General features: G+C 53.8%; 23 protein-coding genes. 8 read left to right on the top strand and 15 right to left on the bottom strand.

The features are described 5' to 3' along the window. Nucleotides 1–47: 47 nt before the first annotated feature. The 7 genes from ACF8LI_RS26875 (at nt 48) to ACF8LI_RS26845 (ending at nt 7005) form a co-directional block, all read left to right on the top strand. On the top strand, nt 48–830 hold the full coding sequence (locus ACF8LI_RS26875; protein WP_017405117.1) for a PP2C family serine/threonine-protein phosphatase: 783 nt from the start codon (nt 48–50) through the stop codon (nt 828–830). Between the two features lie 248 nt (nt 831–1078). After that, nucleotides 1079–1789, top strand: coding sequence for an FHA domain-containing protein (locus ACF8LI_RS26870; RefSeq protein WP_017405118.1), 711 nt, complete (start codon nt 1079–1081; stop codon nt 1787–1789). A 223-nt stretch (nt 1790–2012) separates the two neighbouring features. Next, nucleotides 2013–2447 carry a pilin gene (locus tag ACF8LI_RS26865; protein ID WP_338498913.1) on the top strand — a complete coding sequence of 145 codons (435 nt, stop codon included), beginning with the start codon at nt 2013–2015 and terminating at the stop codon, nt 2445–2447. A gap of 95 nt (nt 2448–2542) precedes the next feature. Next, complete coding sequence (locus tag ACF8LI_RS26860; RefSeq protein WP_338498916.1) at nt 2543–2965, top strand: pilin; 423 nt, start codon at nt 2543–2545, stop codon at nt 2963–2965. A gap of 44 nt (nt 2966–3009) precedes the next feature. Further along, nucleotides 3010–5043 carry a hypothetical protein gene (locus ACF8LI_RS26855; protein ID WP_392414573.1) on the top strand — a complete coding sequence of 678 codons (2034 nt, stop codon included), beginning with the start codon at nt 3010–3012 and terminating at the stop codon, nt 5041–5043. After that, nucleotides 5040–5921, top strand: a complete 882-nt coding sequence (locus ACF8LI_RS26850) for a glycosyltransferase family 2 protein (RefSeq protein WP_338498922.1) — start codon at nt 5040–5042, stop codon at nt 5919–5921. Before ACF8LI_RS26855 ends, ACF8LI_RS26850 begins: the two co-directional genes overlap by 4 nt. 37 nt (nt 5922–5958) lie before the next feature. Continuing rightward, nucleotides 5959–7005 (top strand): glycosyltransferase family 2 protein, encoded by a 1047-nt coding sequence (locus tag ACF8LI_RS26845; RefSeq protein ID WP_392414572.1) that lies wholly within the window; start codon nt 5959–5961, stop codon nt 7003–7005. Between the two features lie 4 nt (nt 7006–7009). Here ACF8LI_RS26845 and ACF8LI_RS26840 read toward each other — a convergent pair whose 3' ends face one another. The 12 genes from ACF8LI_RS26840 to moaC form a co-directional block, all read right to left on the bottom strand. After that, nucleotides 7010–8494 (bottom strand): lipopolysaccharide biosynthesis protein, encoded by a 1485-nt coding sequence (locus ACF8LI_RS26840; RefSeq protein ID WP_392414571.1) that lies wholly within the window; start codon nt 8492–8494, stop codon nt 7010–7012. 17 nt (nt 8495–8511) lie between these two features. Continuing rightward, nucleotides 8512–9192, bottom strand: coding sequence for a cephalosporin hydroxylase family protein (locus ACF8LI_RS26835; RefSeq protein ID WP_392414570.1), 681 nt, complete (start codon nt 9190–9192; stop codon nt 8512–8514). 40 nt (nt 9193–9232) lie between these two features. Continuing rightward, on the bottom strand, nt 9233–10396 hold the full coding sequence (locus tag ACF8LI_RS26830; protein ID WP_392414569.1) for a class I SAM-dependent methyltransferase: 1164 nt from the start codon (nt 10394–10396) through the stop codon (nt 9233–9235). Further along, nucleotides 10389–11279, bottom strand: coding sequence for an NAD(P)-dependent oxidoreductase (locus ACF8LI_RS26825; protein ID WP_338498935.1), 891 nt, complete (start codon nt 11277–11279; stop codon nt 10389–10391). The genes ACF8LI_RS26830 and ACF8LI_RS26825 overlap by 8 nt, the downstream gene beginning before the upstream one ends. Further along, the gene (locus tag ACF8LI_RS26820) at nt 11276–12520 is read right to left on the bottom strand and encodes a class I SAM-dependent methyltransferase (protein ID WP_392414601.1); all 1245 of its coding nucleotides are present in this window, start codon (nt 12518–12520) and stop codon (nt 11276–11278) included. Before ACF8LI_RS26820 ends, ACF8LI_RS26825 begins: the two co-directional genes overlap by 4 nt. Nucleotides 12521–12522: 2 nt before the next feature. Beyond that, nucleotides 12523–13089 (bottom strand): dTDP-4-dehydrorhamnose 3,5-epimerase family protein, encoded by a 567-nt coding sequence (locus ACF8LI_RS26815; protein WP_392414568.1) that lies wholly within the window; start codon nt 13087–13089, stop codon nt 12523–12525. After that, nucleotides 13086–14177, bottom strand: coding sequence for a CDP-glucose 4,6-dehydratase (rfbG, locus tag ACF8LI_RS26810; protein WP_392414567.1), 1092 nt, complete (start codon nt 14175–14177; stop codon nt 13086–13088). Before rfbG ends, ACF8LI_RS26815 begins: the two co-directional genes overlap by 4 nt. Beyond that, nucleotides 14159–14929: a glucose-1-phosphate cytidylyltransferase gene (gene rfbF / locus ACF8LI_RS26805; protein ID WP_338498944.1), complete on the bottom strand. Its 771-nt coding sequence runs from the start codon at nt 14927–14929 to the stop codon at nt 14159–14161. The genes rfbG and rfbF overlap by 19 nt, the downstream gene beginning before the upstream one ends. Nucleotides 14930–14942: 13 nt before the next feature. Next, nucleotides 14943–15959, bottom strand: a complete 1017-nt coding sequence (locus ACF8LI_RS26800; protein ID WP_392414566.1) for a glycosyltransferase family 4 protein — start codon at nt 15957–15959, stop codon at nt 14943–14945. 219 nt (nt 15960–16178) lie between these two features. Then, nucleotides 16179–17360, bottom strand: coding sequence for a glycosyltransferase family 4 protein (locus ACF8LI_RS26795; RefSeq protein WP_392414565.1), 1182 nt, complete (start codon nt 17358–17360; stop codon nt 16179–16181). Nucleotides 17361–17735: 375 nt separating this feature from the next. Beyond that, entirely contained in the window at nt 17736–19058 is a 1323-nt protein-coding gene (locus ACF8LI_RS26790) for a nucleotide sugar dehydrogenase (RefSeq protein ID WP_338498953.1), read from the bottom strand. A 113-nt stretch (nt 19059–19171) separates the two neighbouring features. Continuing rightward, nucleotides 19172–19648 carry a cyclic pyranopterin monophosphate synthase MoaC gene (moaC, locus tag ACF8LI_RS26785; protein ID WP_392414564.1) on the bottom strand — a complete coding sequence of 159 codons (477 nt, stop codon included), beginning with the start codon at nt 19646–19648 and terminating at the stop codon, nt 19172–19174. Between the two features lie 152 nt (nt 19649–19800). Between moaC and ACF8LI_RS26780 the strand changes: the two genes are divergently transcribed. After that, nucleotides 19801–21426, top strand: a complete 1626-nt coding sequence (locus ACF8LI_RS26780) for a M48 family metalloprotease (protein WP_392414563.1) — start codon at nt 19801–19803, stop codon at nt 21424–21426. Here ACF8LI_RS26780 and ACF8LI_RS26775 read toward each other — a convergent pair. The 3 genes from ACF8LI_RS26775 to ACF8LI_RS26765 all read right to left on the bottom strand — a co-directional run bounded on the left by ACF8LI_RS26775 (nt 21400) and on the right by ACF8LI_RS26765 (nt 23233). After that, nucleotides 21400–21747 (bottom strand): phage holin family protein, encoded by a 348-nt coding sequence (locus tag ACF8LI_RS26775; RefSeq protein ID WP_012202791.1) that lies wholly within the window; start codon nt 21745–21747, stop codon nt 21400–21402. The genes ACF8LI_RS26780 and ACF8LI_RS26775 overlap by 27 nt on opposite strands. Before the next feature lie 152 nt (nt 21748–21899). Beyond that, nucleotides 21900–22358, bottom strand: a complete 459-nt coding sequence (locus ACF8LI_RS26770) for a hypothetical protein (RefSeq protein WP_016449386.1) — start codon at nt 22356–22358, stop codon at nt 21900–21902. Between the two features lie 134 nt (nt 22359–22492). After that, entirely contained in the window at nt 22493–23233 is a 741-nt protein-coding gene (locus tag ACF8LI_RS26765) for a TerC family protein (protein ID WP_016449385.1), read from the bottom strand. Nucleotides 23234–23474: the final 241 nt, after the last annotated feature.

The following is a 23474-nucleotide window of genomic DNA, read 5'->3' as shown; positions in this document are numbered from 1 at the left end:
TCCCGGACCAACCCACCCGGCAGGAAGCTCCTGCCCAGTACTGCGCCATGGTTGCACGCACCGATGTGGGCCGGCGCCGTGACAACAACGAGGACGCCGTCACCATCCATCCCAGCGCCCAGCCCTGGCCCATTGCCGTGCTGGCCGATGGCATGGGCGGCTACAACGCCGGCGAAGTCGCCAGCGCCATGGCCATCAGCCTGGTATCCGTGGCGCTGCAAAGCACCACCACCGAGGCGCCTGTGGCCAACACGCCGCAGGCCCGCCAGGAATTGCAGCAGTCACTTGCCAATGCCCTGAACCTGGCCAACGCCGCCATCCTCACCGCCGCCCAGGAAACACCCGGCTGCCGCGGCATGGGCACCACCGTCATCGCAGCCGCTTTGCTGCCCGGCCTGCTGATGCTGGCCCACCTCGGCGACTCGCGGGCCTATGGATGGCGCGATGGACAACTGCTGCGCCTGACCCGGGACCACACCTGGCTCCAGGAAGAAATCGATGCAGGCCGCATCCAGGACCACGAAGCCCGGCAATCCGGCCTGGGCCACCTGCTCACCCAGGCCCTGGGCGTGACCCAGGACGTCACACCCGACTTCAATGAATGGCCGCTGCAGCCTGGCGACCGCATCCTGCTGTGCTCCGACGGCCTAACCGACATGCTCGATGACGACGCCATTGCCGCACTGTTCAAGCAGTCCAGCCCGCTGCCCGTGCTGCTGACCTCGCTGCTCACGGCCGCCAATGAAGCAGGCGGAAACGACAACATCAGCGCAGCGCTCATCGAACTCCAGGCCAATCCGCCCTCTACCGCCTGCGCTGCCATCGATTGAGCCCAGACAGAGCGCAGGGATCGACGGCAGAACCCATCCGATGGACGCGCTTGCGTGCGCAGAAACCCCAGGTTCCAATTGTCAAAAATGATTGCGCACCCAACAATCGGTCAAAGACAAGCCATAGCCTGTATCAAATACGATGACGGACTCCGGCGTGCCCGGGCCGCAGACATAATAGTTGGATAGACCCCAGCTCCGGATCACCCAGTGCAGTGCAAGCCGGGCATAACAAAGGAATTTTGAGCATGCCGACCCTGGTCATCTCCATCGACGGCGCCGTCATCAAGGAAGTGCAGCTGACCAAGGAGCGCACCACGCTGGGACGCCGCCCCTACAACGACATCGTCATCGACAACCTCGCGGTCAGCGGGGAGCATGCCGTGCTCAGCATCGTCGACGGTGCCGTCATCATCGAAGACCTGCGCAGCACCAATGGCACCTATGTCAACGGCCAGCCCATACTGCGCCAGACCCTGAACCACGGCGACCTGCTGGACATCGGCAAGTACAAGATCCGCTTCGTGCAGCAGCAGGTCAGCGCCTCCTCGCGCTCGGCACTGGCGGCCATTGCCGCAGCAGTGGAGGCAACCCGCCCAGCCCCCTTGGCGGAAGACCTGCCATCGCAGTTCAGCACCCAGACCCCCTCAGGCTTCGACCACACCCTGCCGCCTTCGATGGCCGGCCTGGCCACACGCCAGGCTGCCATCCGCATGCTCAACGGCAACGCCGCCGGCCGCGAAGTCCCGCTGGTCAAAGTCGTCACTACCCTGGGCAAGCCCGGCGTGGCCGTCGCCTCCATCACCCAGAAGCACCACGGCTTCGTGCTCGCCCAGCTGGAAGGTGACGCCCTCAGCCTCAAGCTCAACGGCCAGGAAATCGGCCGCCGCCCCATGCCACTGCAGCACGGAGACACGGTGGAGCTGGCAGGCACGCAGATGCAGTTCCTGGTGGCGTAAGGAACCAGCTCGACCCCGCCGCCAAGCTTCGCGTGACGTCTGTAGCAAGCGCACGATCTCTGACAAAAACGTCACAACAAGTGGATCAATTTGTCAGAGAATGGCGTCCAACCGTGTCAGTTGCAACCAAACCATACATAGACTTGGACCTTGGCCCCCCTGGAGCGACTGGCACGGCTCTTGCTCAGTAGAGCATGCAATCAACCCCTATGAGGAGAAGTTCATGAAGCGTTCCATCCAGCAAGGTTTTACCTTGATCGAATTGATGATCGTTGTGGCGATCATCGGCATTTTGGCAGCCGTTGCGCTGCCGGCTTATCAGGATTACACGAAGCGTGCCCGCGTTTCGGAAGCCCTGTCGCTGATGAGCGGCGCGAAGGCCTCGGTGACCGAGTACTATTCTACAAACAACACATGGCCTAGCAACAATGCGTCTGCAGGCTTGGCCCCCGCAACCTCCATCAATGGCGGTAGCGTGCTTAGCGTCACTGTGACAGGTAGCAAGATCACTGCCGTGGTTCGGACCAATATCGAATCGGGCAGCAAGAAGGTGGTCCTCAAGGGTACGGCAACGTCTGGCGGAGTGACTTGGAGCTGCAAGAACGCCATTTCCGGCACCGATGTGAACGCCAAGTTCCTGCCAAGCGAATGCCGCTAAACTGAATATATAAGCAGTCACCCGTAGAGGTGGCTTGGTTACACTCCTAGCGCATCACCCAAAGTGGAGATGCGCTTTTTTTTTGGGGGGCGCAGATGGCCAAAGGTTTCACATTGATAGAGCTAATGATTGTTTTGGCAATCTTTGGCGTACTGGCAGCCATTGCGCTGCCAAATTATCAGAACTATGCCTCTCGCGCCAGGGTGACAGAGGCGCTCAACCTGATGGCCGGCGCAAAAATATCGGTAACAGAATACCGGCTCAGCCGAAATTCATGGCCCTCCAATAATACAGACGTGGGTTTGGCCCAACCCACCTCCATAAAAGGCTCCAGCGTCCAGTCAGTACAGGTCAATGGCAGCGTGATCACGGCGATCATGCGCAGCCTTGCGGTTCCTGGCGGAGGAGTGGTTGTTTTGAAGGGGAGCAACACGGGAGACTCAATGACCTGGCGATGCAACCCCTCTGTTGGAACGACCATTCAGACAATATTTCTTCCATCAGAGTGCCGTCAATAGAAATAAATCTAAAATACCCATACATGCAGAGCTATTGACTAATAATGGAAATCAACAAATTCTTGCTGAATCACAAGAGAAATCCAGAAGACATAAATGGGCGCCTTCTGGCAGCATGGATGGCAATATTATTTGCCATATTTTTCGTCTATATCCAGGGGCTTGACGGGTCATTCATATTTGATGACTTTCCAAACATAGTAGACAGTGATCAGCTGGTGCTGAAGAATCTTTCACCAGCAGAATTATGGCGCGCAGCATTTTCAGGAGATGCGGGCCCACTACGACGACCTGTGCCCGTTCTCAGCTTTGCCTTGAACATCTACTTCAGCGGGCCTGATCCATGGTATTTCAAGCTGACCAATATATTTGTGCATCTTTCCTGCACGATTGCCATCGGACTCTTGGTCTCCCGGTTTCTGCGAGCCTGGAATTTACAGCAAACCGCCGGATCAGCTTCTGAACCTGACCATAGGGCATGGGCTTGGGGTGGCTGGCTGGCTGCGTCCATCTGGGGTCTGCATCCGCTCAATCTGACCAGCGTGCTCTATGTGGTGCAACGCATGACGAGTCTCGCCGCACTTTTTGGCCTGCTGGCCGTTGCAATATACATAGAGGCGCGCTCTCGCAGCGCTTTCATTCCTCCCATTTCGAACACATCGAGATCAGGAATTCATCACTATGCGAGTGTCGTGGTTTTGCTTGTCCTGTCATGCCTGAGCAAGGAAAGTGGGCTTCTTTTTATTCCGTTGATCATTCTATGTGAATTTTTTCTTTTTAATTTCAAAAAGTGTGGATCAAGCATCACGGTGCTCGGTCAATCGCTGCAGCGCTGGGCCATTTATGCAGTTATCTTGGTTGCCGTTTGCATCCTCATCTGGATCACTCCAAGAATACTGGATACAACGCGCATTCCATATCGGGATTTTTCCACTCCCGATCGTCTCTTGACGCAGAGCAGAGTACTTGTTTTTTATCTCAGTGAATTTTTCATCCCCCAAATTTCAAAAATGTCTCTATATCATGATGATATAGAGATATCCCGCTCATTCTGGCAACCGCTGACGACAGCATTGGCGATAAGCTTTATATCGATCGTAAGTTTGAGTCTATTCAAGTTACGAAAAAATTTCCCTATCCTTCTATTCTCTTGGCTCTGGTTTTTGATCTGCCATAGCCTGGAATCCAGCATTTTTCCGTTGGAACTTGTGCATGAGCACAGAAACTATTTCGCGACCGCAGGATTCTGCATCGCCTTCGCATATTTCTCGATTCCATTTTTTGTCAAGGCGGGTAATAAAATATGGATCATCGCACATACCCTCATTATCCTTCTAGGATCGTCAACAGCAATTCGCGCACTGGAATGGTCATCGCCTCTGGTGTTGGCCACCATGGAAGCATCAAGGCATCCATTATCCATGCGAGCCAACTACCAATTAGGCAGTGAATTAATATTCGCCGCTGACCATGCAATAGACAAGCGGTCTTTGCTGGCACAAGCCAAAACCGCTTTTGAAGCGGCTGCAGCCTCTCGCAGCGACTCTGTGTCTTCGTATTTCGGTCTGCTTGCGGTAAAATTTGCCTTGGCTAAAGAAGAAGGAGCAGACGCCGATGTACAGGACATCGTAGACTCACTGATTTTTCGGCTGAAAAACAGTCCCGCAGAGGCTGCTATTCCGGCACATATTGCAGCGCTCTCCCACTGCCTGCTGAGTGGTCCGTGCAGCCTCCAGGACATGGATGCCCTCGCACTGATCACGGCCCCTATTGAGAACCCATCCATGTCCCCCTCCGCAAAGGGTGAAGTCCTCAAGATGGCGGCAGAGTATGCCATTGCCCGCGCCAATGACTGGGAATTGGCTCAAACCATGGTCGAAGACGCCCTGAACCACTCAGATGTACCCAGCACACGTATTGTTTATGCGCAGGTGCTACGCAATAGGGGAGATTTCCAGGCATCCAGACTACAACTCGAAATCGCTAAGAGTATGGATGGTTTTGGGCGATACACTTCCGCAATCGCACGGGAAAATCTACTGTTGAAACAATCCACCTCCGAAGAGAAAGCACAATGACAAACCTTGTATCTAAGACTGATCTGGCTCAGGTCAGCATTGTTCTTCCTGCCAAGAATGAAGTGGATGCAGTCGGTCAGACAGTAGCCAAGATAAGGCAACAGTTTCCAGAAATCCAGATTCTGGTCGTGGACGATGGCTCTTCGGATGGAACAGCACAAACAGCCATATCTGCAGGGGCGCAGGTAGTCCAGCATCCATACAGCAAGGGCAACGGTGCTGCAATCAAAACTGGAGCTCGTGCAGCCGCAGGAGAAATCATTGTATTTATGGACGCCGATGGGCAGCACGACCCAGCGGATATTCCGCGTTTGCTTGAAAAAATGCACCAAGGCCATGACATGGTGGTTGGCGCTCGTCAAAAAGGCTCTCAGGCAAGCGTTGGGCGAGGACTTGCAAATGGTCTTTACAACCGTCTTGCAAGCTGGATGACGGGACATCCAATAGCTGACCTGACGTCCGGATTTCGTGCGGTAAGAACGACCAAGTTCCGCGAGTTCCTGTATCTCCTACCCAACGGCTTCTCATACCCCACGACATCCACAATGGCATTCTTTAGGGCAGGCTATTCTGTAGCCTATTTACCGATACATGCATCTCAGCGCATAGGAAAAAGTCATATTCATTTACTAAAAGATGGAACCAGATTTCTATTGATTATTTTCAAGATAGGAACGCTATTTTCACCTCTTAAAATATTCGCCCCAATCGCGTCAATCATGTTTACTTTGGCATCTGGCTGGTATCTATACACTTACTTGAGTGGCAATCGATTCACCAATATGAGTGCACTACTCTATTCTGGAAGTGTACTGATATTTCTGCTCGGCCTCATCTCGGAGCAAATCACCGCCCTCATGTACAAAGACAGCAAGTGACCACCATACCGCATGACGTCAAAGCCCAGGAGACTACGTGGGAAAAAAGCTACCAATTCCGCAAATAACCACGGTCATACCCACCTATAAAAGACCAGATAAGCTCAGACGCGCCATTGTCAGTGCGGCCGAGCAAGGGGACGTCGTCACTAAAGTAGCTGTCTTCGACAATCACTCTCTGGATGAAACCGAGAATGTCGTAAATGAAATTCAACAGACATATTCTCAGATAATTTATCATTGCCACCCCGAAAATATAGGAGCCCTGGGAAATTTCATCCATGGAGTTGGCACAGTCGATACTCCATTTTTTTCCATTCTTTCTGATGACGACTATCTTCTGCCGGGCTTCTACCGACGGGCCATAGATGACTTGAACAATCATCCAGAGGCGATGTTATGGGTGGGCCTGGGATTGCACTTTGATGAGTCGAAAAACATCATTGACGCCAGGGTTCAGCGCTGGCCCAAAGAAGGGATTTATACACCACCAGAGGCTGCCTATTGCATAGTCGGTGGATTACTTCCTGTCTGGACAAGTATTGTTTTCCGCCGAGAAATCCTGGATGACACAGGATTCATAGATGCGAGCATGCTGGGCGTAATGGACTATGAATTTTTATTAAGACTTTCCCTTCAATATCCATTGATACTCAGGAAATATCCCAGCGCGGCCTTCTTCATCTCACAAGATACATATAGCGGCTCTCAGCCACTTTCGTCATTTTGGCCCGGCTGGAAAAAGATGCTTAAGAGTCTGGAATATTATTCCGGCATATCCAAAATGCATCATGATAATCTATCAAGAATGCTCAGGCACAGTAGTGAAAAAATGCTTTTCCGCCGAGGGGTCAATGCAATTGTACACAGAAAGTATGATTTTGCGAAAGACGCATCTACAGCACTCAAGGAGGATTGTGGAAAACTCCTTACCTCATCCCTGCTCAGGGCAGCGACAATCATGTGCGAGCATTCCAATTTTGCTCATAGAATATTTTCGCGCATCTACCGAACTCTCGAGAAGCGATTGATCAATTCAAGGCGTCATCTGCAGGATGATTTTGGTCATCTTCTGGACAAATGATGAATCAACCATTTACCGACCATTTAATCCATAAAAAATAGAGAAATCCCACAGAGAGCAGACTAATAAGAACAATTACTGGCAATGCAATCGAATTTCCCATCAATTGCAAAAGAAATGGAAATACCATCCCAACGAAGCATACAACTGCCACTGAAAATATACTTGGCAAAATGATATCCGCAACGTACCATTTCATCATCTCTCCTCTCAGTATTTTCCTATGCATCAGAAAAATACCCAGGCTGACATAGGTCAAGTTCAGCAGAGGCCACGCACATGCTGCACCCAGCGCACCATATCTATCCGCCAAGTACCATATCATTGGCACCAGCCAAATAATCGAAAATACATTGAGCAGTAGCGATAGCCTCGTTTGTCCATAAGCCAGTTGTATAGCATATGGGAGATTCATGATCCCATTCAAGGCGGAGCCGAGCACTAAAAGCACAAAGACTTGCGCATTGCTGGCCGCAAAAAATTCGTCCCCCGTCCAAAGCGTCAATATTCCTTCCGCGTAGAGAACCATGATGGCAGCCAAAGTGGAAACAACCAATGCCAGAATTCTATTGCTTCTATGGTATAGGCCTGTTAGATCCTCGATCTTCCCTTGCGCCACAAGGCGGCTGTAGCGTGGATAAAGTGCGGAGAAGAATGGAGTGAACACACGCGACAATGCTCCAGCAGCCGTTGCCACCAGAAAGTAGTGCCCAAATGCATCCAAGGGCAGAATCCGCGCCAGTACGATGCGATCAGCCTGAGCCAATACAAAAGACACACATGCGATTCCGAGCATACCCAGCGCAAATTTCCTTATGCTGAAAGCGATGCTACGTTGGAATCGCGCATGTTGGACAGGAATCGGCAGTTTATGAAAGAAAATGACTCGCGCGACTGCAGTCTGAAGAGCTGCAATGAATACTTGCCACCACGCGAAAGTTTCTATGCTTGAATCCGTGAATACCAACAAAGGTATCACGGCTATCCAACGCAACGAACTGAATACTATCTGTATGACATTTTGTGATATTTGACACTCCAGCCCCGCCAAGCCTCCCGCATAAAAAGAAGAAGGCCATTGCAACGCAATGGCCAATGCCAATATTGAAATAACATAAGACACCTCGCTTTGGCTCATATCTACAGGCTTGAGCCAATACGCGGAAATCATATGTCCGATGATTGGCGCAGCCATCAAGGTCAGCACGCACAATGGGAGAAACAAGCACTCCAATGTGCGGACCGTATCGCGTGCAGATTGTGCGGATGTTTCAGCTGGATCATGCCGCGCCAGCTCACGATTCAAGGTGGTGGCCATACCTGCATCCAAGGTATACCAAAGCGCCTGAAGACTGATGTATACACCCACAAGGCCATACGCTTCTCCACCCATCACTCTCAGATAGACCGGCATGAAAAGGACACCAAGAAGCGCTGTCCAGACCTGCCCGGCCAGATTTGCAATGATATTGTGATGAAGTTTCGTCACCGAATTAGATTTGAATTTTATTTCGTTCTGCGCAAATATCCATCCGGAGCAACTGTAATTCGAATCTTGGACTCGATATCACGGTCAATCTCGAAATTATCATTTTCCTTCAAAAATTCGTGAACGGCAGTTTTGGGATTGTCTCCTACGCCCCAAGGCCTATCCGGAAAGGAGCCGGGTTGCAGATCTTCCACAACGGTGTCGAAAACGACGCAATACCCCCCCTCGCTAACCAGTGGCGCATATGCACGTAACTCAGCCAGCACATGGGCGTGGGTGTGATTGGAATCTAGCACGACGATGACGCGCTTATCCTCCGCCTGCTTTCGCACCTGATCGATAATATGTTGATCAATGCTGGATCCCTCTATCATCCGAATACGCTTGAACATACTGTGATTTTCTATCTCAACCCTGTTGTGGAGACGTATATCGATATCTATCCCCAGAACCTCACCATGTCCTACGAGCTCACACAACGAAGCATAGTAGATCAGTGAGCCCCCATGCGCTATTCCTGTTTCTATAATCAAATCAGGCTTCACTCTCCAAATTATTTCTTGCATGGCAAGCATATCCTGGGGATATTGAATAATCGGCCGCCCCATCCATGAGAAGTTGTAGGAGTATCTATCTTCAATGCTTTTGCTCATCCATTCTCTAGAGAGCTCCTGCATATTTTTCTCAATCGAATCCATTACTCACCTCTAAATTAAAAATTTTCCAGAAATACAGATTTTACAGAAGCACCAGCTTGGTATCTATACACTCATCCGTCAGGATTCTCTTATTCTCATCCATATAGTTTGGATTCATCACCACGGCATAAGCAACATGACGGTCCTTGAGATTTTTAGGACTTACAACGGGATGCCCTGTCCCCGAAATAAAAAATCCTTGTTTACCAGGATTCAAATCAACGATACAGTCAATCAACTTCTGTTGAGGGTCAATTAAATTGGCCAACGTAACGCCCTTGGCTCCCGCTCCCCATAGCGCGATGGATCCAGAGCTTTTCATTCCCGTTATTTTCTCCTGAAAATTCAGAATCGAATTCTTTTCCTGAAGTGAAAATTCTCTTGCAAGCTCCACTATCCTCTCAGAGGAAAATACCACCGGCACCGAGGCTCCAGTACCAACTCCTTCAATCCAGAGATATTGCTCACCAAATACCTTACCAACGCTTTCGACATGAAATCCCACACGTTGAAAAGCCGTCGTCAGTGAATTTGCGGTGAACAAGGAGCAATGTTCATAAAAGAAGTCCCAAAGCACTCCATTTTTAAGAATCCACTCGACGCATGGCGTTTCGAAGAAGATTTTTGCTCTTGGTGAGCCTGCAAGTGCCTTCCCCACAGATTGCAGCAATCCGACTGGATTTCGCACATGTTCAATCACATGCCTGCATATGATGACGTCGGCAGTCACGTCCGTGCAACTTTCGTCATAGAAGCATTTGCGGAACTGTATTCGGCCATCCAAGTCAGTATCAGGACCCACATAGCTTGGGTCAAATCCATAGCCTTTGTTATTGGCACCAGGATAGTCGATCAGCTTTTTAAGAAATTGCCCTCGACCACAGCCCACTTCAACAATAACCGAATCTCTAACATCATTCTCGTTGACCAGCTTTTTGACAATTTCATCCAAGTACGAATTAAAATGCTCGGAGCATGTTTGATTATTATCGTAGCTTGGCCCATAACTCAGCAATTTTTCATCAAAGCTTCGGTTGAAAACAAAACCACAGGATGGGCAAACGCACATGTCTAAAATTCCTCGAGTACCCAAGCGTGCGGATTCACTCGATGGAAAGATGATGTTTTGATGCACGGGAACGCCTGTTCTTTTCAGAAAGCCGATCACCTCACTGCTTCCACACAACATGCATTCCTTATTCATTTTCGCCCTGCCTTTCTTTGCATATGTCTCTCAGCCCCTGCTGCAAATCAACCGCAGGACGCCAACCGGTTGCCAACAAACGTCTATTGCAGCCAATGAGCAAATCAACCGTTTGCAGATCTTTTTCCTGCAAATCGAGCATGCAATCCGGATTCGCATTGAGTATTTTTGCCAACTCGACCACAACATCTTCCAGCGCCACAGGGCTTCCTGAACAAATATTGTATGCTCCTGAAAAATCCTGCCCAAGCAGAGTGACCATTGCACTAGCAACATCAGAGACATGAAGAAAATCCCTGTATGCTTTTGCTTTGATCTCAAAGGCGTCACGCCGCCCTTGGAACACATCAATCAACGACGGAATAAGACGATCTGGACTTTCGCCTATACCAAACGGATAAAATATACGCCCCCAGACACATGAAACCCCATATTCAAAGCATATCTTCTCGGCGATTCGCCTCGTGACATCTTTTGCAACTCCATAGGTGGTTGAAGGTTCAAGAGGTGTCGCAGCTTCCCTGCAATAACCAGAACTCCAGTCATATTCTGCACATGTGCCAGAAACGATTATTCTTCTTCCACCAGAAACACAAAATGCCTCCACCATCTTGGTAGTAGCATCAACCCATCTCCAGTTCTCTGGCGACGTCCAGAACTTCAAATGTTCGACATACCAAGCCAGATGAATAAAATGTGTTATCTCATTCTCCGAGAATATTTTTTTCCAATCATTTTCTGCCAACAGATCTACATGATGGAAGCAATCAGCGCCATCAGGACGGGTCCGCCCCACAGCAATCGTATCTATCCCACGATGCTGCAGTTCACGCAAAACATGCCGACCAATAAATCCGCCGCCCCCAGTTATCAGAACTCTCATATTTGCATGTTTTCGAGGATTCTCAAAGCAGGTACAGCAACAGCAAAGCGACCACCCCATTCCCGCACATAGTCAAGCTGCGTCACTATTTCATCTTTCAAATTCCAAGGCAGAATCATCACTATATCTGGGCGATCCTCTCGCAATCGCGACTCATCCACAATAGGAATACGACTGCCAGGCATATAGAAACCTTGCTTTGATGGATTCTTATCTACTACATAGGCCAACATATCTGCACGTACACCTGCAAAATTCAGCAAGGTATTTCCCTTTGCCGCAGCTCCATATGCGACCACCCTCTGGCCAATTAATTTTGCTTGCAACAAGAATGCAAGCAATTCATCTTTGATACGAAGAGCTTGGTCCTGGAAATTTCTATAAAAATCCGAGCTGCGCATCCCTGCCATATCTTCTCGTTCTTGCATAATAGAGACTGCGGCTTCCATATTGAATGGAGTAGGCGAATCACTTCTCTGCGCGAAAACACGAAGACTGCCACCATGAGTAGGCAGTTCCTGGACGTCAAATATCCGCAGGCCATTTTCCGAGAAAATGCGCTGCACTGCCGTGAGTGAAAGATAGGAAAAATGCTCGTGATACAGTGTATCGAACTGGGCCTGCTGAACGAGTTGCAGTAAGTGTGGGAATTCAAAAGTTGCGACACCTGCTGGTTTGAGCAACAGGGAAAATCCGGCCACGAAATCATTAATATCGGGCACATGCGCCAGTACATTGTTGGCGACCATGAGATCAGCTGCATGGCCTTTCCCATGCAACTCCAGAGCCAACTCGCGACCAAAAAAACTTTCCACAACCTGCAGGCCCTTGGCTCGGGCTGCTGCTGCTGTGCTCGCAGTCGGCTCAACCCCAAGACAGGGAATACCTAGTTCTGCCACATACTGAAGCAGATAGCCATCGTTGGATGCAATCTCCACCACGTGGCTGGTTTTTCCAAGGCCGAAACGATCGCGCATAGTATTCGTATACCGGCGCGCATGGTCGAGCCAGCTTCTGGAAAAGGAACTGAAGTAAGCATAGTTCGCGTCAAACAGTTCATGGGCCTGCGCAAAATCTTCAGTCTGCACAAGCCAGCAGCGTTCACACACGAGAACACGCAGCGGGTACCACCGCTCAGGCTCTTGCAAAGCTGCTGTGCTCAGGTAGGCATTGGAAGGAGGTGAGGTCCCCAAGTCAGCCAGAGGAAGGGAAACCAATGCGTCACAGTGACGGCAGCGCATGCTCACAATACAATTCCTTCAAAATCTGCGCCAAGAGGCGGGTGGCTGGCATCTCGGGCCGAACGCTCCCGTACGGGCAACGGCCAAGCAATCGACAGGCTTGGGTCCAGGGCATCGGCCCCAGCCTCGTGTTCAGGAGAATGTGGGACAGAGTGCAGATAGACCAGCTCACTGCCTTGCTCCAGCGCCTGAAAGCCATGTGCAAATCCAGGGGGGATTAACAAAGCCACTTGATTAGCGGCGGACAGACACTCTGCATGCCACTTCAGGAACGTGGGTGAACCGCAGCGCAAGTCCACCACCACATCCCACACGGCCCCGCGCAAGCAGTTCACCAGTTTGGCCTCCGCCATGGGAGCGCACTGCCAGTGCATTCCGCGCAACGTTCCAACGTTCTCAGTTTGGGTATGAGTGATCTGAGCGATCGGCCAGGTCCAGCCCGCATGGGCGAGCTCCTGTCGGCAAAACATGCGTGCCAGAAATCCGCGTTCATCGCCACGACGCTGACGCTGGATGCGCATTACTCCCGAAAGAGGTGTGGCAGATACAACAAAGCGCGAGGCGGTCATGGGTAAGAAATGGCATCTGTGGCCATGAATGCTTCAATATCCGCATCGCACAACGCGCGCGCACATGCTCCCGTACTCAACGCCTTGTACCAACGCATGGTACGCAGTATGGATGCCTTCAGTTGCCACCGAGGCACAATACCGAGACACTCGCGCGCAAGCGCCGTCTCCAAAGCCAGAAGACCCGCTTCATGGGGGCCCGAAGTCTCGTCTCCATAGGAGACTGCAGCTGATGGATAGGTACTGCGAGCAATCTCCACGACCGCCCGGACAGAGGCTGCATCCTGAGGTGAGGGGCCGAAATTGTAGGCTCCGGCGAGAGCGCCATCGTGCCATAGGACCTGGGCCAAGCAAAGATAGGCGGCCAAGGGCTCGAGTACATGCTGCCATGGTCGCGTGGCCTGGGGCCGCCGGATCATCAATGGCTGCCCCGCCTCCCAGGCACGTACAGCGTCGGGCAATAGTCGGTCTGCGGCCCAATCCCCTCCTCCAATCACGTTGCCCGCACGGGCCGTGGCAACGGCAACCCCTAGATCCGCCATAAAAGCCTGTCGATAACTGGCAACCACCAATTCCGCAGCAGCTTTGCTTGCACTGTAGGGATCATGACCTCCCAATGCGTCCTCTTCCCGATAGGGATAGGCCCATTCCCGGTTGCGGTATACCTTGTCCGTAGTCACCACTACAGCAACGCGCACGCCTCCTGACGTTCGCACGGCTTCAAGTAAATGAACGGAGCCCATGACATTGGTGGCGAATGTATCCACGGGTGCAATGTAGCCAGGCCGAACCAAGGCCTGCGCGGCCAGATGGAGCACAATTTCAGGCCGCGCACCGCGTACGACATCGGCCAAGGCCCGGGCATCACGGATGTCGCATAAATGGCTCTCTGCCATGCCTTGCTCCACGCCTGCCAGGGTGTAGAGCGCAGGCGTTGTTGCAGCAGGCAGCGATACGCCTGTGACATGCGCACCCAGACGCTGCAGCCACAATGCCAGCCACGCTCCCTTGAAGCCGGTATGGCCCGTCAACAGCACGCGCTTGCCACGCCAGAAATCGGCGCAGGGGATCATCGCCAAATTTTCCATGGGGGCGCTCCCGTTTCCCAGAGTTGCTCCAGCTTGATCTTGTCACGCAGCGTGTCCATCGGCTGCCAGAACCCGGCGTGACGGTAAGCCGATAGCTGGCCTTCCTGGGCGAGGCGCTCCAGTGGCCCTCGTTCCCAGATGTCATCATCGCCGGCAATGTAGTCAAGTACCTGGGGCTCCAGTACAAAGAAGCCGCCATTGACCCATGTGCCATCGCCTTGCGGCTTCTCCGTGAAGCTGGTGATACGCTGTCCATCCAGATCCAGCGCTCCAAAGCGGCCTGGCGGCTGAACGGCACAGACCGTGGCCAACGTGCCGCAGCTGTCATGGAAGGTGATTTGCGCTCTGATGTCGACGTTGGCAACACCATCTCCATAAGTAAAGCAAAACCGCTCCCCCCGTAGATAAGACGCGACGCGCTTGAGACGCCCACCCGTCTGTGTGTGTTCCCCTGTATCCACCAACGTAACGCGCCACGGCTCGGCGTGTCGTGAATGCACTTCCATTCGGTTGTGCTCCATGTCGAACGTCACATCCGACATATGGAGAAAATAGTTGGCAAAGTATTCCTTGATCAAGTACCCCTTGTATCCACAACAAATCACGAAATCACTGATGCCATGTGAGGCATATATTTTCATGATGTGCCAAAGAACAGGCCGTCCTCCAATTTCGATCATAGGTTTTGGACGAACACCTGTTTCTTCGCTGATGCGGGTACCCAGCCCCCCGGCCAAAATTACTGCCTTCATTTAGCACCACCTTTTATTTCAAAACATCTCTGTATAAAGAAATGTATTTATCCAGCATTTTCTGAACAGAAAATTTCTCAACCGCGACTTTTCTCGAATTTACAGAGAATCTAGAGTACATTTCTGATTGCGAGGCAAGTTGACGAATACTATCAACAAATCCTTGGATATCGTCCACACCGGCGAGCAAACCTGTTTCCCCATGTCTCACCAGTTCTTTTAGCGATGAGCCACAAGCCGCCACTACAGGAAGTCCGCAGGCCATGGCCTCCAATACAGACAAAGGCAACCCCTCACTTCGCGAAGGAAACAGTAAGGCATCAGCCTGCTGCATAGCCAACACGACCTCGTTAGCGCCGTGGAGACGACCTATATCGTGCATATTAGGACATAACCGCCTCTTATCGGCCATTGACGTAAGCCCGCCGGTAAATGCCAGCTCATAATCTTCACCCAGAATTCGCATAATAGGCGCCAGCAAATCCACTCCCTTGAGTAATTTCCAGCTTCCAATATAAAGTAGCCTGAACGGCCGGCATCCACTTCGCTGCAAACCTGGAATAAACAGGGATGTGTCTACACCGTTGTGAATGACACGAATAGGACAATTCAACAGCGCAGTAACTGCTGCATCCTCGGCAAATTTGCTTACAGCCACCACTTGATTTGCAGCACCCATGTTGGCTCGTTCAATCTTCCCAATCCAATGTCGATGATAAAAGGATCGCAGATTTCCTTTATAACGGATTGCATCAGGATGATGAATGGAATGATGCAATGTTGCAACCACTGGAAGATGCTGCGGAAGAAACTTAGGATGCAACCAAGTATTAACGTGAGCAATATTGGCCCAGTCTGGCGGTCGAGGAATATTTACAGACCAAGGAGCGTACTCTGCTCGCAGCGGCAGCCAAGTAATCTCCGCGCGCAAACCATTTTCCCGCAGGCCTTTTGCAAGCGCTTCAGTAAATACATCAGTACCAGTTCCTGCACGCACGGTAGGCAGCCAAACAGCGGGCTCTTTCTTCATGATTCTGAAACACGCTCTCTGTAGTCGAAAGTCCCCTCCGGGGAGTTATCGATATAATCAAAAAATGCAGTGAGAATTTCTAGCAATTCACATATCCCAAACATTACTTCGACATATTTATCACATTCAGAAATATTCTGAAAATCGATTTAAAGCGGCAATTATTTTCAACACGACATCAGATCTATGAAATAGTATTAGATACTATCTATAGCCTTTTTATCTTGCACGATCTTCTGGCAAATCCCCCAGTCTCAACGCAACATTCATTTTTGCACCGAATTCCGCCCATTCAAACTGACGCGCAAAGCTCTTGCATTCCTCGCGACAAGACCCATTCTCAGGAGATCGTCTCAATATATTCAAAACTGTCTTTATCATCCCGTCATAGTCATCAGGAGGCAAAAGTTCACCGGACCGACCTACAGCCACAGCATCTATCACACCTCCATTGGCGAATGCGACTGTCGGAACCCCATGAGCCGCAGCTTCGATAGCCACCATACCAAAGCCCTCTGGATCATTTGGAATATTTCTTATTGGAAATATATGCAGCGAAGCACACTCAAATGCGGTCGCTAACTCTGCCTCACTCACCGAACCTAATAATCGAATATTTTTTTCAACTTTTCCTGCTCGCGCAATATCCACAATACTCTGCGGCGTCTGCAGATCTGCGCCAAGTGCATTTGAAGGCGTTTCACCAATAATCACCAAAACTGTATGAGGGTGGACATGCACAATGCCAGGCAAAGAATTTTGAACAAACTCTCTCAACCCTTTCCGGGACGTGAGCCTCCCAACAGAGATCAGCACACTTTTCCCCTCTAGCCCATACTTCCCCAAGAAGAGCTGCTTTGCCTCCAGAGAAACAGATTGCTTGGGTAAGCTAACTCCAGGGTATACGGTATGAATTCTATCCTCTGTGACATTTGCAGAAATTGCCAATCTTCGAGTAACAGAGCTATTGACTATGATCGTATCCATACGCCTAATGAATGGAAGCCAAGCGCATTGATAGATCGGATGCTTTACCGTTATATCTAGACCATGAACATAGGCTGTACAACGGGCCTTGGCCACTTTAGCCCCAAAGTACGCTGCAGGAGCTGTGAGTCCACTTCCCGCCAAAACCAGGTCGGGTCGCCACTCTTTGGCTATTCGTACTGTATTTATGGCAGATAAAAACAAAAACTTCCATAATGGACGCAATGCCACTTCTGTGAACGTAACGCCCTTAGGACCTTGAGTCGCAGAGCCTTCTGGCCCGATGATATGCACTTCGGCAAGACGCGAAAGCTCCTCCGCCATATGCCAATTTAACCGTTCCATCCCACCTACCAGCGGAGGCAAATTGCGAGTAACGACCAGTACGCGTGGGCGACGATTGGAAGAAGACACTGATGACATCTATATTTACCCCTTAGCAACCCCCGCAGCAAGTCTTTTATTTCCAGATTGCTCTTATAAACCATCTAAATTTTTTGCAACTCTATTTCTAAAATCCTCATTTACCTGCTGGATACGACGATCTTTAAATTTTCGTCTTGATTTTATATACACAAAAAAATACATCATAACCAATAGGCCGGCCCACACTCTCGAAATCAGCCACAGCTCTAGGCGCAAGCAGTACGCATTTGAAAATAAATTGATGCACGTATCTTCATCTCGTTGACCAGTCCAATGGTGACACGAAGGTGGATTTTCTCCAGCAGCTTAGTCATTTCAGTCGCCTTGGTGCTGCTGAGAGGCACCATGATCATGCATTTTTCACTAGGCAAGAATAATATTCTTGGCGCTCTTCACGCGGCCACGTGTATCCACAAATATCTGCGCACTCTTCTCCAGAAGAGGATAGTCAAACCCATCATGATCTGTCGCCAGCAACACACAGTCATAACTCGCCACGGATTGCTCATTCAAAGATATAGAACGCAAGTCAAAATAATAGTCACGCTTACGTGGAAACACCGGCACATGCGGATCACTGTAATCAACATGTGCACCCTTGGCCTGCAGCAAGTCCATGATCTCCACGGCTGGCGATTCCCTCGTATCATCAATATTCTTCTTGTAGGCCAGCCCCAGCACCAATATACGGCTCCCCTTGATGGCTTTCCCGTGCTCATTGAGTGCATCGGCGACCTTGCCTACCACCCAGTGCGGCATGTAGTGGTTGATCTCCCCGGCCAGCTCGATGAAGCGCGTATTCACGCCATATTCACGCGCCTTCCATGTCAGGTAGAAGGGATCGATGGGAATGCAGTGGCCGCCGAGGCCGGGGCCGGGTCGATAGGGAACAAAGCCGAAGGGCTTGGTGGCAGCTGCATCAATGACTTCATGGATGTTGATGCCCATCTTGTCCGCCACGATCTTCATCTCGTTGACCAAGCCGATGTTGACGCTGCGGTGGATGTTCTCCAGCAGCTTGGTCATTTCAGCCGCCTTGGTGCTGCTGACGGGCACCATGGTCTGGATGGCATGTTGGTACAGCGCCATGCCCAGTTCCAGGCAGCTGGCAGTGCACCCTCCGATCACCTTGGGGATGTCCTTGGTACCGTAGTTCGGGTTGCCAGGGTCTTCGCGCTCCGGAGAGAACACCAGAGCGCAATTGGCGCCAGGCTCCAGTCCACGGCTGCGCAGGCGCGGTGCCAGCACTTCGTCCGTCGTGCCGGGCCAGGTTGTGCTCTCCAGGCTCAGCAGCTGACCTTCACGCATGTGAGGCAGCGCCGCTTCCACCGTGTTAATGATGAAGCTCAGGTCGGGCTCGCGGTGAACGTTCAGGGGCGTGGGCACGCAGATGATCAGGGCATCGATTGCTTCTGTCCGTGCAAAGTCAGTGGTGGCCTCGAATCCCTGTTCAAGCGCACGTCCGATCTGCTGGGGAGTGATTCGCTCTATATAACTGCCGCCTTCGCCAAGCGTTCGGACCTTGGCCTCGTCAATATCAAAGCCCACGACCTTGATTCCGACCTCGGCGAAGCGAAGGGCCAGAGGTAGGCCCACATAGCCCAGACCGTAGATACCCACACGGACTGAGCCATGGGAGATTTTTTCCTTGAGGCGCGCGAGGCCCCCCGGGTTGCCAGCATGCATTGGTGTTTCCCTCTGATTTCTTGTCGTTCTCTGTCACGGACATCCCGCGACCTTCCAGCAGTTATTGTGAACCGGCCTTTCTTTCTCTGGTACCGGCAATCGCACGACAGACGCTACTGCGCCACAAAGCTCCCCGTCTTGCCTCCGTGCTTCTCCAGCACCCTGATTCCCTCCATCACCATGCCCTTGTCCACAGCCTTGCACATGTCATAGACCGTGAGCAAGGCCACCTGCACGGCCGTGAGCGCCTCCATCTCCACCCCGGTCGGACCAACGGTCTCCACGGTGGCAAGACAGCGGACGGACGACGTTTCGGGCAGCAACTCAAACTCCACTGCCACCCGCGTCAACGCCAGCGGATGGCACAGCGGTATCAGGTCACTGGTCTTCTTGGCAGCCATGATGGCGGCGATGCGCGCGATGCCCAGCACGTCGCCCTTCTTGGCCGTGCCGCTCTGGATGATGGCCAGGGTTTCGGGCTGCATGGTGATGCTGCCCTCGGCGACCGCGATGCGGTGGGTTGCAGGCTTGGCGCCGACATCGACCATGTGGGCTTGGCCCTGGGCATCGAAGTGGGTGAGGGAAGACATGGAAACTCCTGAAAATGCACTGGCCGGCCCACGGCTGTCCTGACACGCTGGTCGAACCCGCCATGAACGTTCGGCGAACCGAGGCATCATAGTGGGGTGTTCCACCGCCCCGTGACTATGCACGGGCCCGGCCCCTTGGTTCTTACCTGCCCATGCGCCCATCACGCCTGAAGACACGTATCGCCGTTGGCCTGCAGCTGCTGGCGGCCTCTCTCACTATCGCAACGCATGCACCCGCACAGGCCCAGTTGCGCCTGCCCACCTTGGGCGATGGCGCAGCCACGACTACCAGTGACGAGCGGCGCCTGGGTGACCGCATCATCCGCTCGCTGTACCGCGATCCGGACTACATCGACGATGCGGTACTGCAGGAGTATGTGGAAGGCATCTGGCAGCACCTGGTCGATGCGGCGCGCACGCGTGGCGAGCTGTCGGACGAGCTGGAAGAGCGCTTTGCCTGGGAGATCCTGCTGGGGCGGGACCGCTCGGTCAACGCCTTTGCGCTGCCCGGCGGCTATCTGGGAGTGCACCTGGGACTGATCGGAGTGGTCAGCACGCGCGACGAGCTGGCGTCGGTGCTGGCGCATGAGCTGAGCCACGTCACGCAGCGCCACATTGCGCGGCTCATTGCCCAGCAGGGCAAGCAGACGCCGCTGATGATCGGCTCGATGATCCTGGGCGCCCTGGCCGCCAGCCGCAGCCCGGATGCCGCCATGGCGATGATGATGGGCGGCCAGGCGCTGGCCGTGCAGAACCAGCTGAACTTCTCTCGCGACATGGAGCGCGAGGCCGACCGCATGGGTTATGGCTTGATGGCGCCTGCGGGCTTTGCGCCTCAGGGCTTTGTCACCATGTTCGACAAACTGCAGCAGGCCAATCGGCTCAATGACAACGGCAGCTGGCCCTATCTGCGCAGCCATCCGCTGACCACGGAGCGCATGGCCGACATGCATTCGCGCCTGCCGCGTGGCGTTGCGCCTGCGCCAGCACCATCCCTGGAACACGTGATGATGGCCGCACGGGCCCGCGTGCTGTCGCGCCCCGGCGTGGATGTGCTGCGCCAGTGGGCCGAGCAGCCGCGCTCCACCAGCTTTGGCAGCCAAACCCAAACCCAGCAGGTGGCGCAGCTATATGCCGCCACGCTGAGCGCCGTGCAATTGCGCGATTGGGCCGAAGCGCGGGAAATGTCCGGGCGGCTTCAAGTGGCAACCGCCGCAGATGCCGGCGCCCAGCGGCAGGCCAGGCTGCTGCAGGCCGAACTGGAGCTGACGGCCGGCAAGCCCGGCGCCGCGTTGCAGGCGTTGCCACCGCTCTACCTGCCGGCAGCTGCGCCTGCCCAGGCCAATCCCACGGAATCCATCCCCGCCAAGACAACGGAAAGCGGCCCCAGTCTGGCCACCGTCAATGTGGTCGAAAGCCGCGCGGTGCGCCGGCCCGAGCTGCTGATGCGCACACAGATCCTGCTGCGCGAGCAGGGCGCCGCCAGCATGGCAGGCCCGCTGCAGACCTGGGTGACGGACCACCCGCGCGATGCCAGCGCCTGGCAACTGCTGGCCCAGGTTCAGCGCTCTCAGGGCCAGGAGCTGCGCGCCCTGCGCGCCGAGGCCGAGGCCCAGGTCGCGCACTACGACTATGCGGCCGCGGTGGATCGCTTCAAGGCAGCGCAGGAACTGGCCCGCAAGGGCGGGCCCAAGGTGGATTTCATTGAAGCCTCCATCGTGGACACGCGGCTGCGTGCCGTGGAGGAGCTGCTAAGGGAACAGGCGCGCGAGAAGTGACTCGATGGCCAGGCCCAGCAGCGAGTAGATGAGCGCGCCCAGCATGGCCGCCCAGAAGCCCGCGACATGAAAGCCGCTGAGCAGGCCCGAGGCTGCCCAGAACATCAGTCCGTTGACCACGAAGAGAAACAGCCCGACCGTCACGATGGTCACGGGCAGCGTCAGCACCACGAGGATGGGCCGCAGCACCGCGTTGAGCAGGCCGATGACCAGCGCCGCGATCATGGCCGAGCTGAAGCTGTTGACCTGCACGCCGCCATAGAGATAGGCCACGACCAGCAGGGCACCGGCGCTGAGCAGCCATTTGATCAGGATTTTCATGCGGGCAGCATAGCAGCAGCCGGCAGATCCGGGTTGAGGCGGCGCACTGGGAACCGTGGACCGGAGAACTCCATGAAAAACGGCATCCCGTTTTCCGGGATGCCGTCCTGACAGTGATCGCCTGACCAGAGCAGCCAGGCAGATGCCAGCCTTTAGACCATCGCTTCCTCGAACACCAGGCCCATCAGCGCGCCGATGGCCGCCAGCGTTCCCGGAAGATTCCAGCGCCGGCCCAGCGGGGCTGCAGGCGCCACGGCTGGGGCCGTGGCTTCCTGCTTGGGGCGGCGCGCATCGACGATCTGGGCCGCGCCATGCTCCTGCTGGAGCTGGGCCACCAGTTCGGCCAGCGGCCCCTTGGCCAGCACCGGCGTGATTCGGCCTGCACTGTCACCGAACACCGGCAGCAACTGGGCAAACAGCTTGTCGGCCCACTTGCCGCGCCAGCTTTCGCGTGCGCTGTGGCTCACCCATTTGCTGACACGGTGGGTTATGCGCGGTGCGCAGGCCACCAGCAACCAGTGCGAGGACTGGGCCTGCGGCGAGGCGGCCAGGGCCTGGACCAGAGGCAGGGCGTAGGAAGCGTCATCCACGTAGACGATGATGGGGTTCAAAGCAAGTCCTTGTCGAACTGGGTTTGCGGGGTGGGACAGGCGGGCGGTCAAAGCCGCCCTTGCACTGGATTGTCGCGAATCGGCGCGGGAGGCCAGACAGGCCAACCCGGCGCCAACCTCAACTTTTCAGGAAATCAAGCTCCGTGGGCATCCGCCTTGGGAGCAGGACGGCGCGAAGCGATGTACTTGCCCAGTGCCAGCACCAGCAGGGCTCCGAACACGCTGGCACCGTACTTGAGCATGTCGGTCTGGGGCAGCTTGACCATCCAGTCCCACTTCTCCGTATTGGCGAAGACGGGGTCGGTGACCAGCATGCCGCCGGCAATCCAGCCCAGCAGCATGCCGCCGGCCACGATGATGATGGGGAAGCGCTCCATCAGCTTGATCACGAGCTGCGAGCCCCAGACGATGATGGGGATGGAGATCAACAGACCCAGCACGACCAGCAGCAGCTGGTGCTCGCCCGAGCTCTGTGCGGCGCCGGCGATGGCGATCACGTTGTCCACGCTCATCACCAGATCGGCGACGATGATGGTCTTGATGGCCGCCAGCAGCTTGTCGCTGCCCTGGATGTTGTCATGGCCATCTTCATCAGGTGCAATCAGCTTGATACCGATCCACACCAGCAGCAGTGCGCCGACAAACTTCAGGAAGGGCAGCGCCAGCAGCGTCATCGCGAAGGCGATCAGGATGACGCGCAGGATGATGGCGCCAGCCGTGCCCCAGATGATGCCCTTCTTGCGCTGCGCGGGCGGCAGCTTGCGGCAGGCCAGCGCGATCACGACCGCGTTGTCCCCGCCCAGCAGGATGTCGATGATGATGATTTGGCCCAGGGCCACCCAGAACGGGGCGTGAGTCAGAAAGTCCAAGTCCATAAGGTCCTCGCTGTTGAGTACGGCCGGCGGAAACTCCTCCCTCCTGGAGAAACACCCACCAGCACAGAAAGACCGATGCGACGACACAGCGCCTACCCGGGCAAGGACATGCCTGGCTCAGGGGAGAACACCTTGATCGACCGTCATCAGGTCCATCAAAGGTCTTGCTCGGCTGCGGTATGCACCGCAGCCCGGAAGGCCGGAAGCTTGCGCTTCGTATTGACGACCATTCCGATGCCGG

This window comes from Delftia sp. WSY_12 (genome assembly GCF_043104645.1).
Classification (GTDB): Bacteria; Pseudomonadota; Gammaproteobacteria; order Burkholderiales; family Burkholderiaceae_C; genus Comamonas; species Comamonas tsuruhatensis.
This window is presented reverse-complemented; position numbering and strand designations above follow the sequence as displayed.

Excerpts from the sequence above, each read along its gene's own strand:
- ACF8LI_RS26875 (WP_017405117.1), top strand. The coding sequence starts at position 48 with ATGGTTGCACGCACCGATGTGGGCCGGCGCCGTGACAACAACGAGGAC.
- ACF8LI_RS26870 (WP_017405118.1), top strand. The coding sequence starts at position 1,079 with ATGCCGACCCTGGTCATCTCCATCGACGGCGCCGTCATCAAGGAAGTG.
- ACF8LI_RS26865 (WP_338498913.1), top strand. The coding sequence starts at position 2,013 with ATGAAGCGTTCCATCCAGCAAGGTTTTACCTTGATCGAATTGATGATC.
- ACF8LI_RS26860 (WP_338498916.1), top strand. The coding sequence starts at position 2,543 with ATGGCCAAAGGTTTCACATTGATAGAGCTAATGATTGTTTTGGCAATC.
- ACF8LI_RS26855 (WP_392414573.1), top strand. The coding sequence starts at position 3,010 with ATGGAAATCAACAAATTCTTGCTGAATCACAAGAGAAATCCAGAAGAC.
- ACF8LI_RS26850 (WP_338498922.1), top strand. The coding sequence starts at position 5,040 with ATGACAAACCTTGTATCTAAGACTGATCTGGCTCAGGTCAGCATTGTT.
- ACF8LI_RS26835 (WP_392414570.1), bottom strand. The coding sequence starts at position 9,192 with ATGGATTCGATTGAGAAAAATATGCAGGAGCTCTCTAGAGAATGGATG.
- ACF8LI_RS26830 (WP_392414569.1), bottom strand. The coding sequence starts at position 10,396 with ATGAATAAGGAATGCATGTTGTGTGGAAGCAGTGAGGTGATCGGCTTT.
- ACF8LI_RS26825 (WP_338498935.1), bottom strand. The coding sequence starts at position 11,279 with ATGAGAGTTCTGATAACTGGGGGCGGCGGATTTATTGGTCGGCATGTT.
- ACF8LI_RS26820 (WP_392414601.1), bottom strand. The coding sequence starts at position 12,520 with ATGCGCTGCCGTCACTGTGACGCATTGGTTTCCCTTCCTCTGGCTGAC.
- ACF8LI_RS26815 (WP_392414568.1), bottom strand. The coding sequence starts at position 13,089 with ATGACCGCCTCGCGCTTTGTTGTATCTGCCACACCTCTTTCGGGAGTA.
- rfbG (WP_392414567.1), bottom strand. The coding sequence starts at position 14,177 with ATGGAAAATTTGGCGATGATCCCCTGCGCCGATTTCTGGCGTGGCAAG.
- rfbF (WP_338498944.1), bottom strand. The coding sequence starts at position 14,929 with ATGAAGGCAGTAATTTTGGCCGGGGGGCTGGGTACCCGCATCAGCGAA.
- ACF8LI_RS26800 (WP_392414566.1), bottom strand. The coding sequence starts at position 15,959 with ATGAAGAAAGAGCCCGCTGTTTGGCTGCCTACCGTGCGTGCAGGAACT.
- ACF8LI_RS26790 (WP_338498953.1), bottom strand. The coding sequence starts at position 19,058 with ATGCATGCTGGCAACCCGGGGGGCCTCGCGCGCCTCAAGGAAAAAATC.
- moaC (WP_392414564.1), bottom strand. The coding sequence starts at position 19,648 with ATGTCTTCCCTCACCCACTTCGATGCCCAGGGCCAAGCCCACATGGTC.
- ACF8LI_RS26780 (WP_392414563.1), top strand. The coding sequence starts at position 19,801 with ATGCGCCCATCACGCCTGAAGACACGTATCGCCGTTGGCCTGCAGCTG.
- ACF8LI_RS26775 (WP_012202791.1), bottom strand. The coding sequence starts at position 21,747 with ATGAAAATCCTGATCAAATGGCTGCTCAGCGCCGGTGCCCTGCTGGTC.
- ACF8LI_RS26765 (WP_016449385.1), bottom strand. The coding sequence starts at position 23,233 with ATGGACTTGGACTTTCTGACTCACGCCCCGTTCTGGGTGGCCCTGGGC.